Raw genomic sequence first — 12,830 nt, 5'->3', positions numbered from 1 at the left:
CAAAGTCGTCAAAATCAATATTTTTTAATGTCGGGCTTTTCTATCATATTACACTCTCGCAGCTCCCAGGCCACAAATATAGGTTCTTTCTCTTTTTGGTGGCGTCAACTTTGCCATTCGGCAAACCAGAAGCTCCCCCACCTCTCGGTGGGGGAGCTTCCTTTATTATGTAACTAAATGGCTAATTCTTATTAATCAAATTCTAACTAATCTTCTTTTGCCCATCCGTAAGAACACTTAACAGCTTTCTTCCAGCCTTTAAGTAATTTCTGGCGGTTGTCATCATCCATCTGTGGGTCGAATACTCTGTCGATAGCCCAGTTAGCGATAACGTCTTCTTTACTGTTCCAATATCCAACTGCAAGACCTGCAAGGTATGCAGCACCCATAGCTGTTGTCTCAACACACTGTGGACGATGTACAGGAGCGTCAATGATATCTGCCTGGAACTGCATTAAGAAGTCATTCTTACAAGCTCCACCATCAACCTTAAGGGCTGCTAACTTAACACCTGCATCAGCCTGCATAGCTTCAAGGATATCATATGTCTGATATGCAAGAGATTCTACTGTAGCACGAATGATGTGAGCTTTGTTACATCCACGTGTAAGACCTACGATACATCCACGAGCATACTGATCCCAATGAGGAGCTCCGAGTCCTGTAAATGCAGGAACTACATAACATCCGTTAGTATCTGGAACTTTGTTACAGAAGAATTCGGAATCTGGAGCTGCGTCTACAATCTTAACTTCGTCACGTAACCACTGAATAGCTGCACCTGCTACGAATACAGAACCTTCTAATGCGTAGTTAACTTCGCCGTCAAGTCCCCATGCGATAGTAGTTACAAGACCATTCTCAGATAATTTAACTTCTTTACCGATATTCATTAACATGAATGTACCAGTTCCGTATGTATTCTTAGCTTCACCAGGATTGAAACATGTCTGTCCAAATAAAGCTGCCTGCTGATCACCTGCTGCTCCAGCGATAGGAATTCTTCCCTGGAAGAGGCTCTCATCTGTCATACCATAAATTTCACTTGATGGCTTAGGTGTAGGAAGCATTGATTTAGGAATATCTAATTCTGCTAAAATCTCATCATCCCACTGAAGAGTATTGATGTTGAATAACATTGTTCTTGCTGCGTTAGAGTAGTCTGTTACATGAATCTTTCTTCCTGATAAGTTGTAGATTAACCATGTATCAACTGTACCGAACATTAACTCGCCTTTTTCAGCTCTTTCTCTTGCTCCAGGTACGTTCTCAAGAATCCAGTGAATCTTTGTTCCTGAGAAGTAAGCATCAATAACAAGACCTGTTTTTTCTCTGATTTTATCTACTAATCCTCTTTCCTTTAAGGAATCGCAGTATTCAGATGTACGACGGCACTGCCAAACGATTGCATGATAGATTGGCATTCCTGTTTCTCTATCCCAAACGATAGTTGTCTCACGCTGGTTAGTAATACCGATACCAGCAATGTCTGCTGCTGTAACACCAAGCTTCTCCATAGCCTGACGTGCAACGGATAACTGAGTATGCCAGATTTCTTTTGCATCATGCTCTACCCAGCCTGGCTGTGGATAATACTGTGTAAATTCTTCCTGCGCTACACTACAGATCTCACCTTTTTCATTAAATAAGATACAACGGTTACTAGTTGTTCCTGCGTCTAACGCCATCATGTACTTAGCCATAAGTAAACCCTCCTTAAAATAATTCATTACGTTCTGGTCAAGCCCAATACCTTCCTGACCTCTGCTTTTATATTAACATAATTTCTGTGCGGTGTATTTAGACAATTCGCTTTTTTTGTATGTTTCTATCGTCTTTTTGCATGATAAATCACGTTAAAATTTGTGGTTTTTGAAGCATATTAGATAATTATTTTTTTAACAAATTATTTCTGGTAGTTGTTTTGTCCATTTTATTGAATTATTTTTATTTATTTATACTACATTTTGTATGCAACTATAATTTTACTATTTAATTCATTAAGAGATAGACGCCCGAGAAGAGATACGATATCCTATATTTGTGACTTTAGTCACGGCGGTTTAAATGCTCGCTTAAAGCGCTCGCATCTAAACCTTGCTCCGAGGCCACAAATATAGGATATCGTATCTCTTCTCGGGCTGTCTTTGGCTGGATTTTGATTGAATTAAGATAGTGGTTGTGGGGATTTGGGGGAGAGGACAGAAGTTTTCTGCTTGCTCTCAGAATATTGTAAATAGATATTTTTTTATCTTACTATTACATATAGGCAGGTCAAATCATACCCTCTATTCCCAGTCATTCTCGAGTAAGCAGAAGACATCAGCTTCTCTTCCCAAATCCCCTTATCCTGTTTAATTCACCTTCTCCAGCTACAGTACAGAAGCCAGTGAACTTCATAAGCCATATTTGTGGTCTCGGAGCAAGTGTTGGATGCGAGCGTGTGGAGCGAACATTCAACACGCCGCGACTAAAAGCACAAATATGGCTTATGAAGTTCACTGGCTTCGTCTGTTGTTTACTTAATGAATTAAACTACATAAACTCTCTCTGGCGCATCGTCTCATACATTAGAATTGTTGCCGAAACTGCCGCATTCAGGGATTCTACTTTCCCTTTCATCGGAATCTTTATCTTATAGTCTGCCAGTGCAGTAATCTCATCTGTAAGACCATTTCCTTCATTTCCAATAAGAAATGCACTGCCATCTCGGTAATCCTGCTTATAAAATACATCTCCCTTTAAATGTCCTGCATACACAGAAACCCCATTCTGTTTTAACTGGAAAATAACTTCTGGCAGACTGTCTGCGATAACAAATGGGACACGGAAAATCGCTCCCATCGTGGAACGGATTACCTTCGGATTATAAATATCCACAGTCTCCCGATTCATGATAATTCCTGTCACTCCAGCTCCTTCTGCAGTCCTCACAATTGTTCCAAGATTACCTGGATCCTGTAGATTCTCTAACAGGAAAAAGCAAGGGTTCTTTTCTTTATGAAGAAGTTCCTCAATACTTGGCTCCGTTCTTCTTACTACCGCAATAACGCCCTGGGGGGTCTTCGTATCCGAAAGATGTTTGCATACATTTTCACTGATCAGTTCATAATGCCAGCCGTTCAGTTCTTCTGCGTATTTATCTTCAAATTCTTCTGTAAGATAACACTCTTCTATCCTGTCTTTTGGAATCTCAAAAAACATTCTCGGGCCTTCTACCAGAAAACATTTTTCTTTCTTTCTGGCTTTGGCACTCTTTTTTAAATTCATGATATTTTTAACTTTTGCATTTGATGTACTGGAAATCATTTTCTATTAAAATCCTCCTATATCACCGGCATTCTTATACCGGCAGATTTTTGTTGCAACCAATACTTTCCATCCCCAGTCTCGGCGAATTCGGTTCTCATTCGATATCACCACTATATAAAAAATTTATTTATGAATATACCTTCTGCAATAGCCATGACATATGATCAACAATGTCATCTATCGACTCCCTGAAATCGCTTTCCACCCATTCAAGAACATACTGGGTAATTCCTATTGTCAAAAAGTTGATACAGAATTCTTCCTGCTGTTTTATTGCAGGTTGCATACTCTCCTGCATAAAAGATCCGCAAGATATACTTTTGGCAATAAGAGGATACATAGCCCGCTTTAAATACGGCAGTTCCGCATTCGCAAGAATATTTCTGATGATTACCCGATTCTCTTTCATCCACTGCAAAAAGCTGTTTATTGCATACTCCCATGTTACTTCTTCATATATACGGCTTTCATGTACTAATTCATACTCAAATGCCTTTGACATCAAATCATATATATTGTCAAAATGATAATAAAAAGTTTGCCGGTTTACTCCACATTGACCGGCAATCTTTTGTATCGTGATTTTTGAAAAGGGGCATTTTTTTAATAGTTCCATGAAGGCAACACAAAGCATTGTTTCTGTTTTTTGTCTCATATAATCATTTCCTCAATTCATTAAATCCGCTATTTATAATGATTCTCATAATAATTCAGAGCCATACAGATTCCTGAAAATCCATATGGCAAATATATTCTGAATCATTAATTATTTTCTTTTAAAGTAATTTTAAGTTTTGTTGTAGCTCCTACTGTAACTCCCTCCACATCTTTGACATGAAGTGATACTTCATGAGTTCCAGGTTCTAATCCATTAATGTCAATCCACGGAACAAAATCTTTAATATCCAGTTTTTTTACAGCAGAAGCTGCCCCATCCACAAGAATAGAATAGTCATTATCCTTATCAAAACTTACTTTATAATTATTGGTATTATTCGTTATATTGATATCCCTTTTCGTAAAGGAAAGCTTATGTGAGGTTATCTTTTCAATCGTTGCCTTTACTTTTACATCACTGGTATCATCATTCGCCAAAATTACATTATCAGGGAGTACTGTCTGGGTCAGATCAATATCCTTCTCATAATCTTCCGTAAGCCCCTCAATTGATACACTGTCTAATGTAATGGAATCCAGACTTTCCAGCATATCATCCGGTGCTGCAATCGTAATCTGTTTTGGTTCATAATCAAAAGAAACAAGATGATAATTCTTTGCAGGCTCCCCGGTATAACTTAACTTGACATCTACAGTCTTTGTCTTCCAAAGCTCTATATAAATTCCTATAGACGCTGTATCAAACTCTATCTGATTACTTATAATCTTTTTCCCTTCTTCATCATACAGCACTGGCTTATCTGTAGCTGTAACATCATGAGATATTCCATCCACACTGACTGTCGCACGAATCTCTTTCGCTGAGGAGAGCAGATTCTCCGGACCGCTTACTTTTATAAGATTAGGAGTACTTGTCACTCTTCCTACAGCATAACCTTCCGCTGGATCACCCTTCGCTGTAACATTAACAGGAACACTGATCGTCACGACTTCATCTTTTTTAATCTTCATAGTATTGGTTGTTCCAAGTGTAATATCAAGCTGGTCAGAATATTTCTTAGCTGTGACATCAATCGGAACAGCATCTACTTTTGACAATTTTGAAAAGTCCGCAATCGCCTGAAAATCAGAAATTCCCATGGAACGGACAATACTGCTCTTTCCCTTTACGGTAATGTTTACTTCTTCTCCGTCAAGAATCTCATAGGCGTATCCCCGTTTTGTAAGTGCATCCTCATTCATTACCTTTACAGGAATACTGTAAAATCTCTTCGTAACTACAGGATCATTTGTATTTGCTACAAAAAGCCATATTAAAACTGCTATAACGACAGAAAGTATCTTCATCCACATATTATTTTTCTGACTTTTCATTTCGCAACAAGTCCTTCCATTTTTTAAATACATCTGTATTATTTTCTTCGTCAATCTTTAACTGTTTGAGCTTCTCTAACAGCTCTTCTTTTTTCAAATGCTTATACAGATTTCCATCCTTCGCAAGTGACACAGCACCTGTCTCCTCAGAAACAATAATTGTCAGACTGTCTGAAACCTCGCTGATTCCCACTGCGGCCCTATGTCTTGTTCCCAATTCCTTTCCAATATCCATACTATCTGTCAACGGAAGATAACAGGTTGCTGACACGATACGATTGCCTCTTATAATGACTGCTCCATCATGCAATGGTGTATTATGCTCAAAGATATTGATAAGAAGCTGGCTGCTAACTATTCCGTCAATGGAGATTCCAGTTCGCACGTATTCCCCAAGAGCAACGTTTTGTTCAATTACCATCAGTGCACCTGTCTTTACTGCTCCCATCTCATAGGAAGCACGCACAATCTCATTAATTGTCTTCTCTGTCAGGACTGACTGTCTTCCATCATACTCTCCTGTGGAAAATGAAAAAAGATTACTGAAAATCTTTTTTCGTCCCAACTGCTCTAAAGCCCGACGCAGCTCTGGCTGAAATATGATAATTGCTGCAGTAATTCCCACACCAAGAGAATTCGAAAGCAGCCATGATATCGTATTTAACTGAAATATCGCTGCAAATAATGCAAACAACAGCAGCATAATAATTCCTTTAAATAACGTCCATGCCCGAGTCAGCTGTACCCACTTCAACATCTGATAAACAATCACACTGATAATGATTATCTCCAAAATATCAGTAAATCCAATAGATGGCAGAGACAGCCAATATAAATACTTTTCTATTACTTTGTGAAATTGTCCTATACTTATTAACTGCATAATCTGTTATCCAGCCCTTTCACTCTTTCTCTGCTTCCTCCCTATTCCCATCAAACAGGTCGGTTTCTTCTGTTATATCATCGAATAAGATGTCATCCTCATTCTCGCCGGATTTAATATCTGTCACATTCCTATCCTTTTGTGTAACTTTAATCTTAGGAACTGCCTTTACATAATAAAAATATTCGTCATCTTCAAAAGATGCCTTTTCAATTCTTGATACGTCTCCGATTCCTCTGAAAAATCGGTAAATATAACAACATCCTATTCCCAGAATCATCTCAAGGAAGAGGCGCCATATCTTATAATCAAGTTCAAAAATCAATCTTCCAAACAATAATAATAGAATCATCGCTATATGCCCTATAAAAATTGCAAATAGCCACGCTCTCTCATAAAACAAATGACAAAGCAGTGTTGTAATAAAAATAATTAAACTAAATGTAATCAAAAATACAAGCAGCTTTTTATCAATCAACATCAAATTTACAATTCTTTGCAGACCCATTCCAAAATTAGAACTCGATGATGTGGTAAGCAGCGTGCTTACATCCGTCATATAAACAGACAGAAAATAAACTACCACTCCTGCCGCTGCTGGAAGAATCGCCCCAAATCCGACAATCATTCCAAGCAAAACCGGAAGAAGATATTCTAATTTTAAATAAAACATTACCGCAGTTACTATAAGAATTACTGCGTGTTTTCTATCTACTCTCACAAATGCCAGTGAACATATGATAGAAAAAATAACAAATCCCAGAAAAATATCCATAGACACTTTCCATAAATTTATCATAATTAATATAGATATCATATAATATAAAACTGATATCGGTAAAAATGCCTGCGCGGCAGAAAGTACCAGAAAAATCCCTGGTTTGTTTATTACCATATTATAAGGAAACATTCCCTGAAACATACACATAGTAAAAAAGGCAAATACCAGCTTTAGTACTGGCAAAACCACATCTACATGTTTTTTATAAAAAACAATTAACCATTCTTTAAAATAGACTATTTGTGCCATCATAAAATTATGCCCTGTCCTTCTCTTCCTTTTGAATATACCTTGCAAGACGATACAGATTATAGTCGTACTGCTTTATATCCTCTCTCATCTTATCGTAAACCTTCGTATAATACCTTCTTGTACATACAAAATCAATAATGATTATTATCAGATAAAGAATCATCGCATGAAGAATATATTTCTGATAAGGGAACTTCAATCCCTGTGAAATAATATCTGTGTATATTCCAAAGCAATACAACCCAAGACCTAATAAATAAGCCACTGTTATTGCAATTATACTCTCTAACTGTTTAATATTTACATAGGTTCTCTTGCTATAGCAGTTAATCTTTAAGTCTTTCTTTCCGGGACCTTCTTCATAAACCGCTAACTTGGTCATTAAACGGACCTTTTTCGGATCAATCATAGATGCTCCTCGATTTCTAAATAAAATTTCTTCAATCTTTTTTAGTATAACATGAAGTTTTGACGATGTAAATTCTGTTTTGCACAGCGAAGGAGACGCCACCTGAGAATAAAATAAGCCATATTTGTGGCCTAGGAGCAAGTGTTGGATGCGAGCGTCTAAGCGAACATTCAACATGCCGCGACTAAAGTCACAAATATGGCTTATTTTATTCTTGGTGTTCTTCTCCCTTGCCTGCGGCAAACCAGAATTTTACTTCTTACTCTCTGGAGATTCCAAGAATTTTGTAGCGAGAGAATCCGTCTGGGCTTTCTACCTGAACTGTCTCACCAATCTTAGCACCGATTAATCCTTTTCCTAATGGGGATTCATTAGAAATTAATCCTTTAAGGATATCTGACTCTGTAGAACCAACGATACGGTATTCAAGCTCTTCATCAAATTCTTCATCGTAGAACTTAACTGTGCTTCCGATACTTACTGTATCTTTATCGTAAGCGGACTCATCAATAACTTCAGCGTTCTTGATGATCTTCTCAAGTTCTTCGATTCTTGCTTCCATAGAACGCTGCTCATCTTTGGCTGCATCATACTCTGCATTCTCGGATAAGTCACCCTGTTCTCTGGCTTCTTTTATCTTCTGTGCGATTTCTTTTCTTTTAACTACTTTTAAATCCTGCAGCTCATCTTCTAATGCCTGCATTCCCTGACTTGTAAGGATATGTTTTTTTGCTTCCACCATAATCTACACCTTTCTTTTCTGCTTCACTTAAAGCACCATTATAATCCAAAAAATTTTCGTTGTCAACGCATCAGCAGTTCCTGCAATGCGTCAAAAGTCTCTACCTGATTGACTTTATTGCGAAGAGTTGAGGAACCATGCATCCCTGTGGTATACCAGGCTGTGTGCTTTCGCATCTCGCGGATTCCCATTTTTTCGCCTTTATACTGGACGCTTAACTGTGCATGACGAAGAAGCATGGAAATCACTTCTTCCTCTGTCGGGCGTTCTGGGATTGGCTTCCCGGAAAGTGCTGCTTTCACTTCCCGGAAAATCCACGGATTTCCCTTTGCACCTCTGGCAACCATGATCCCGTCACAGCCGGTATAGTCCCGCATCTTTACAGCATCTTCCCCTTTAAAAATATCACCGTTACCGATAACCGGAATAGAGACTGCATTTTTTACATCACGAATAATGTCCCAGTCTGCCTGTCCTGTATAATATTGGACTCTTGTCCTTCCGTGAACGGCAACTGCCGCTGCACCATTTTCTTCCATAATCTGAGCAAATTCCGGCGCATTGATATGATCAGCATCAAAGCCTTTTCTAAACTTTACGGTAACCGGCAGACTCACTGCTTTAGAAACCTCTTTTACGATTCGGCCGGCAAGTTCCGGATTCAGCATTAAGGCAGAGCCTTCTTTATTATTTACAATCTTAGGAACAGGGCATCCCATATTGATATCAATATAAGAAAATCCCTTATCTTCGATTTTATGAGCCATCTCGCCCATTAATTCCGGTTCCGATCCAAAAATCTGTACGCCGATTGGCTTTTCTTCCTCTTCTGTCTGCATAAGGGGCAATGTGTTCTTATTCCCATAAAAAAGAGCTTTGGCACTAATCATTTCTGTGACCATAACATCCGCTCCCTGTTCTTTACAAAGAATACGAAAAGGCAAATCTGTAATGCCCGCCATCGGTGCGAGAATTATTGGAAAATCTGTTCCATATATCTCTTTAACCGTCATTACTTAACCCTGCTTCTGCTTATCATAAATAATCTGCAGCCCCTTTAAAGTAAGATTTGCATCATAATAATTGATAAAGCTTGTTTCCTGCGCGATCATTTTTCCAAGACCGCCTGTAGCTACTACATTAATCTTTCCCAAACCGCTCTCTTCTTTCATTTTACGAATAATGTATTCAGTCTGTCCAATGTAACCATAAACAAGACCACCTTGCATACTTGTTACCGTATCTTTTGCCAGAATATACTGCGGCTTTCTGATTTCGATTTCAGGAAGCTTTGCTGCCTGCTGCCAAAGAGCATTCGCAGAAGTACGGATTCCCGGAGAAGTTACACCTCCGACAAATCTTCCATCTTCTGTAACCAGGTCATATGTTGTTGCTGTTCCAAAATCAACGACAATAACCGGTCCTCCATAAAGCTCATATCCTGCAACGGCATCTACAATGCGGTCTGCACCTGTTTCTTTCGGATTTGTTGTCGCAATACGGATTCCTGTGCGGATTCCCGGCCCAACAATAATCGGAGTTAATCCAAAATATTTAATAATTGCACTGTTAAATGAATGCATTACAGCCGGAACAACAGATGCAATAATTACATCTTCCACATCCTTTGTGTCATATCCTTTGTACTGAAGAGTATTTAATATAAACACACCATATTCATCAGAAGTACGGTTAATCTTTGTTCTCATCCGAAAGGTATCACACAGCTTTTTCCCCTGAAAGACTCCTATCGTAAAATCTGTATTTCCAATATCAATCGCTAATAACATCTTGTCCCTCCTGTAAGAAAAATACTCTGAAATATGTTTCCATATTCTCCAGAAGCTCTCTCTTTTCTGCACGAAGCTGCTTTATCTTAAGAACACTTCCTATTTCGTCAAAGAAGAAATCATCTTCCTTTGATTCCACAGTAAGATTAAGATTTCCCTTTTCATCAAATTCTAAGCGGAGAATTCCGCCTACATCTTCTGTAAAAAGAACACACATAATCTGGAGTTCATCCTTTATCTGCTTTGGAAGTGAATCAAACTCCGGATTAAAGTAAAAAATCTTTTCATAACTGCTTGAACCACATAATATCACTTTATCATCAAACATAATAACGGCCTCCTATACATATCCGTAAATACCGCGGACAGATACCTCTCCAGAAAAAATATGCTCTGTATTTCCCTCGGCATCCTGAACGATCAGCTCGCCTCTGTCGTTAATTCCAATGGCTGTACGAATTATTTCCTCACCCTTTTTTATAATCTTTACTTCCCGTCCTACATTCACAAGCTTCTGATTATAACTTTCCAAAAATGGTGATAAATCCTGCTTTTCTAAAAACAGTTTATAATCTCTGAAAAAAGCAGAAAGAATTTCCGAAAGTAATTCAGCTCTTTCTATACTATGACCACTTTCCTTTTTTAGAGAAGTTGCCGTTTCCGCAATATCTTCCCTAAATTCCATTCGGTTGACATTAATTCCAACACCAACAACAACATAAGCAATACTGTCAATTTCCATGTTCATTTCTGTGAGAATACCGCAGACTTTCTTCCGATTAAGAACAATATCATTCGGCCATTTAATCTGACACTCCTGTCCTGTAACCTTATCAACTGCTTCCGCCACAGCAGAAGCCGCTACTAAAGTAAGCATAGATACACTATTTAAAGGCAGATCTGGTCTCAGTAATATCGTGAAAAAAATATCCTCCCCAGATGGAGACAGCCATGTTCTTCCTCTTCGGCCTTTACCGTTAGTCTGATTGTCTGCCACATAGATACTTCCATCTGGCGCACCAGCTTCTCCACGACGTTTTGCCTCCTCATTCGTAGAATCAATGCTTTCAAAGCAGCATAACTCACCTGGTATTTCTCCCTTTTTTATACAGGAAAGCACTGCTTCCCTCGTAAGCAGGTCTGGACTTTGTAAAAGCCGATAACCCTTTCGGGTCACCGACTCTATCTCATATCCTTCTTTTTTCAGACTGTTCATATACTTCCACACAGCAGTTCTTGATATACCCAGCTCGTCACAGATGCGCTGACCGGAGATAAATCCCTCCTGCTGCTTTAGAAATTCTAAAATCTTTTCTTTCATTATTAAACCGTCTTTCCGGATAAACTATCTTCCGAGAGTTGCCACCATTACAGCCTTGATTGTATGCATTCTGTTCTCTGCCTCATCAAATACAACTGAATTCTCTGAACGGAATACTTCATCTTCTACTTCTCTGATATCAAGACCAAGACGGTCTCTCATATCCTTTGCCACACTTGTCTCAAAATCATGGTAAGATGGCAGACAGTGCATAAACAGACACTTGTCATTGCCTGTGTCCTTCATCATCTTTGTAGTTACTTTATATGGAGATAACGCTTTTACACGCACTGGATATAATTCCTCGGACTCACCCATACTTACCCAGATATCTGTATAAATAACATCAGAACCTTTTACATCTTCTGGATCATGGGAAATAGTAATTGTAGCTCCGCTTTTCTTAGCAAGTTCCTGTGATACTTCAAGAACCTTAGGGTCACATACTGTCTCTTCTGGTCCTACTGCCTTAAAGTCAACACCCATGATAGCACTTCCATACATCAGAGCATACATTACATTATCAGATAAATCACCTACAAAAGTAAGCTTCATCTCATCTAACTTCTTATCAATATGCTCTTCCATTGTCAGGAAGTCTGCTAAAACCTGTGTAGGGTGATCTACATCTGTAAGGCCATTCCATACAGGAACACCAGAGTACTTCTGTAAATCTTCTACGATATCCTGTCCAAATCCACGATACTCGATTGCATCATACATTCTTCCGAAAACCTTAGCAGTATCTTCAATAGATTCCTTTTTATTCATATGAGAGTTTGTAAGATAAGTTACATGTGCTCCCTCATCCATCGCTGCAACTTCAAAAGAACAGCGTGTTCTTGTAGAAGATTTATCAAAGACAAGAACGATATTCTTACCTTTCAGTTCTTCTCCAAGAATACCTTTCTTCTTCTTAGCTTTCAGTTCATGCGCTAAATCCAGCATGTAACGAATCTCTTCTTTATTAAAATCAAGTAAAGTTAAAAAACTGCGTCCTTTTAAATCCATCTTTTATTCCTCCAGATCAAAGCAATTACTGCTTATAAATATTGCTTACATAGTAAAAGTATTAACAAAATTTATACTACATGTCAAGAATAATGTCAAGAATCACTATTTAATTCATTAGACAAACTACAGACGAAACCAGTGAACTTCATAAGCCATATTTGTGCTTTTAGTCGCTGCATGCTGAATGTTCGCTCCACGCGCTCGCATCCAACACTTGCTCCGAGACCACAAATATGGCTTATGAAGTTCACTGGCTTCTGTACTGTGGCTGGAGAGGATGAATTAAATAGAAAGTGGGAGGATTTGGGGGACAGAAGTCGATGTCTTCTACTTA

At 38.5% G+C, this 12,830-nt stretch carries 13 protein-coding genes; all 13 read right to left on the bottom strand.

What is annotated here, in order from left to right; genetic code table 11:
• Nucleotides 1-206: 206 nt before the first annotated feature.
• The 13 genes from glpK to argF all read right to left on the bottom strand — a co-directional run bounded on the left by glpK (nucleotide 207) and on the right by argF (nucleotide 12,493).
• Nucleotides 207-1,703: a glycerol kinase GlpK gene (gene glpK, locus EUBHAL_RS05455; protein ID WP_044922153.1), complete on the bottom strand. Its 1,497-nt coding sequence runs from the start codon at nucleotides 1,701-1,703 to the stop codon at nucleotides 207-209.
• Between the two features lie 832 nt (nucleotides 1,704-2,535).
• The gene (locus EUBHAL_RS05450; protein WP_005346076.1) at nucleotides 2,536-3,309 is read right to left on the bottom strand and encodes a TrmH family RNA methyltransferase; all 774 of its coding nucleotides are present in this window, start codon (nucleotides 3,307-3,309) and stop codon (nucleotides 2,536-2,538) included.
• Between the two features lie 130 nt (nucleotides 3,310-3,439).
• Complete coding sequence (locus EUBHAL_RS14735) at nucleotides 3,440-3,967, bottom strand: TetR/AcrR family transcriptional regulator (RefSeq protein ID WP_005346075.1); 528 nt, start codon at nucleotides 3,965-3,967, stop codon at nucleotides 3,440-3,442.
• 107 nt (nucleotides 3,968-4,074) lie between these two features.
• A complete protein-coding gene (locus EUBHAL_RS05440; protein ID WP_005346074.1) occupies nucleotides 4,075-5,304 on the bottom strand; it encodes a CdaR family protein in 1,230 nt (409 codons plus the stop codon).
• Nucleotides 5,285-6,187, bottom strand: a complete 903-nt coding sequence (gene cdaA / locus EUBHAL_RS05435) for a diadenylate cyclase CdaA (RefSeq protein ID WP_005346073.1) — start codon at nucleotides 6,185-6,187, stop codon at nucleotides 5,285-5,287. Before cdaA ends, EUBHAL_RS05440 begins: the two co-directional genes overlap by 20 nt.
• A 19-nt stretch (nucleotides 6,188-6,206) precedes the next feature.
• A complete protein-coding gene (locus EUBHAL_RS05430) occupies nucleotides 6,207-7,220 on the bottom strand; it encodes a hypothetical protein (protein ID WP_005346072.1) in 1,014 nt (337 codons plus the stop codon).
• A 4-nt stretch (nucleotides 7,221-7,224) separates the two neighbouring features.
• Nucleotides 7,225-7,629, bottom strand: coding sequence for a hypothetical protein (locus EUBHAL_RS14730; protein WP_022169940.1), 405 nt, complete (start codon nucleotides 7,627-7,629; stop codon nucleotides 7,225-7,227).
• A 259-nt stretch (nucleotides 7,630-7,888) separates the two neighbouring features.
• Nucleotides 7,889-8,371 (bottom strand): transcription elongation factor GreA, encoded by a 483-nt coding sequence (greA, locus tag EUBHAL_RS05420; protein ID WP_005346070.1) that lies wholly within the window; start codon nucleotides 8,369-8,371, stop codon nucleotides 7,889-7,891.
• A 62-nt stretch (nucleotides 8,372-8,433) separates the two neighbouring features.
• On the bottom strand, nucleotides 8,434-9,384 hold the full coding sequence (gene dusB, locus EUBHAL_RS05415) for a tRNA dihydrouridine synthase DusB (protein WP_005346067.1): 951 nt from the start codon (nucleotides 9,382-9,384) through the stop codon (nucleotides 8,434-8,436).
• A gap of 3 nt (nucleotides 9,385-9,387) precedes the next feature.
• The gene (locus EUBHAL_RS05410; RefSeq protein ID WP_005346065.1) at nucleotides 9,388-10,161 is read right to left on the bottom strand and encodes a type III pantothenate kinase; all 774 of its coding nucleotides are present in this window, start codon (nucleotides 10,159-10,161) and stop codon (nucleotides 9,388-9,390) included.
• Nucleotides 10,145-10,489 carry a DUF6145 family protein gene (locus tag EUBHAL_RS05405; protein WP_005346063.1) on the bottom strand — a complete coding sequence of 115 codons (345 nt, stop codon included), beginning with the start codon at nucleotides 10,487-10,489 and terminating at the stop codon, nucleotides 10,145-10,147. Before EUBHAL_RS05405 ends, EUBHAL_RS05410 begins: the two co-directional genes overlap by 17 nt.
• 12 nt (nucleotides 10,490-10,501) lie before the next feature.
• Complete coding sequence (locus EUBHAL_RS05400; protein ID WP_005346061.1) at nucleotides 10,502-11,482, bottom strand: biotin--[acetyl-CoA-carboxylase] ligase; 981 nt, start codon at nucleotides 11,480-11,482, stop codon at nucleotides 10,502-10,504.
• 24 nt (nucleotides 11,483-11,506) lie between these two features.
• Nucleotides 11,507-12,493 carry an ornithine carbamoyltransferase gene (gene argF / locus EUBHAL_RS05395; RefSeq protein WP_005346059.1) on the bottom strand — a complete coding sequence of 329 codons (987 nt, stop codon included), beginning with the start codon at nucleotides 12,491-12,493 and terminating at the stop codon, nucleotides 11,507-11,509.
• Nucleotides 12,494-12,830 lie beyond the last annotated feature (337 nt).

It is taken from the genome of Anaerobutyricum hallii DSM 3353 (assembly GCF_000173975.1).
GTDB lineage: Bacteria > Bacillota > Clostridia > Lachnospirales > Lachnospiraceae > Anaerobutyricum > Anaerobutyricum hallii.
Note: the sequence above shows the minus strand (reverse complement) of the source record. Positions and strands in the feature narration are given on the sequence as shown.

What these genes read in the sequence shown, in the direction of transcription:
- glpK (WP_044922153.1), bottom strand. Translation starts at nt 1,703, where the DNA reads ATGGCTAAGTACATGATGGCGTTAGACGCAGGAACAACTAGTAACCGT.
- cdaA (WP_005346073.1), bottom strand. Translation starts at nt 6,187, where the DNA reads ATGCAGTTAATAAGTATAGGACAATTTCACAAAGTAATAGAAAAGTAT.
- EUBHAL_RS14735 (WP_005346075.1), bottom strand. Translation starts at nt 3,967, where the DNA reads ATGAGACAAAAAACAGAAACAATGCTTTGTGTTGCCTTCATGGAACTA.
- dusB (WP_005346067.1), bottom strand. Translation starts at nt 9,384, where the DNA reads ATGACGGTTAAAGAGATATATGGAACAGATTTTCCAATAATTCTCGCA.
- EUBHAL_RS05405 (WP_005346063.1), bottom strand. Translation starts at nt 10,489, where the DNA reads ATGTTTGATGATAAAGTGATATTATGTGGTTCAAGCAGTTATGAAAAG.
- EUBHAL_RS05450 (WP_005346076.1), bottom strand. Translation starts at nt 3,309, where the DNA reads ATGATTTCCAGTACATCAAATGCAAAAGTTAAAAATATCATGAATTTA.
- greA (WP_005346070.1), bottom strand. Translation starts at nt 8,371, where the DNA reads ATGGTGGAAGCAAAAAAACATATCCTTACAAGTCAGGGAATGCAGGCA.
- EUBHAL_RS14730 (WP_022169940.1), bottom strand. Translation starts at nt 7,629, where the DNA reads ATGATTGATCCGAAAAAGGTCCGTTTAATGACCAAGTTAGCGGTTTAT.
- EUBHAL_RS05400 (WP_005346061.1), bottom strand. Translation starts at nt 11,482, where the DNA reads ATGAAAGAAAAGATTTTAGAATTTCTAAAGCAGCAGGAGGGATTTATC.
- EUBHAL_RS05410 (WP_005346065.1), bottom strand. Translation starts at nt 10,161, where the DNA reads ATGTTATTAGCGATTGATATTGGAAATACAGATTTTACGATAGGAGTC.
- EUBHAL_RS05440 (WP_005346074.1), bottom strand. Translation starts at nt 5,304, where the DNA reads ATGAAAAGTCAGAAAAATAATATGTGGATGAAGATACTTTCTGTCGTT.
- EUBHAL_RS05430 (WP_005346072.1), bottom strand. Translation starts at nt 7,220, where the DNA reads ATGATGGCACAAATAGTCTATTTTAAAGAATGGTTAATTGTTTTTTAT.
- argF (WP_005346059.1), bottom strand. Translation starts at nt 12,493, where the DNA reads ATGGATTTAAAAGGACGCAGTTTTTTAACTTTACTTGATTTTAATAAA.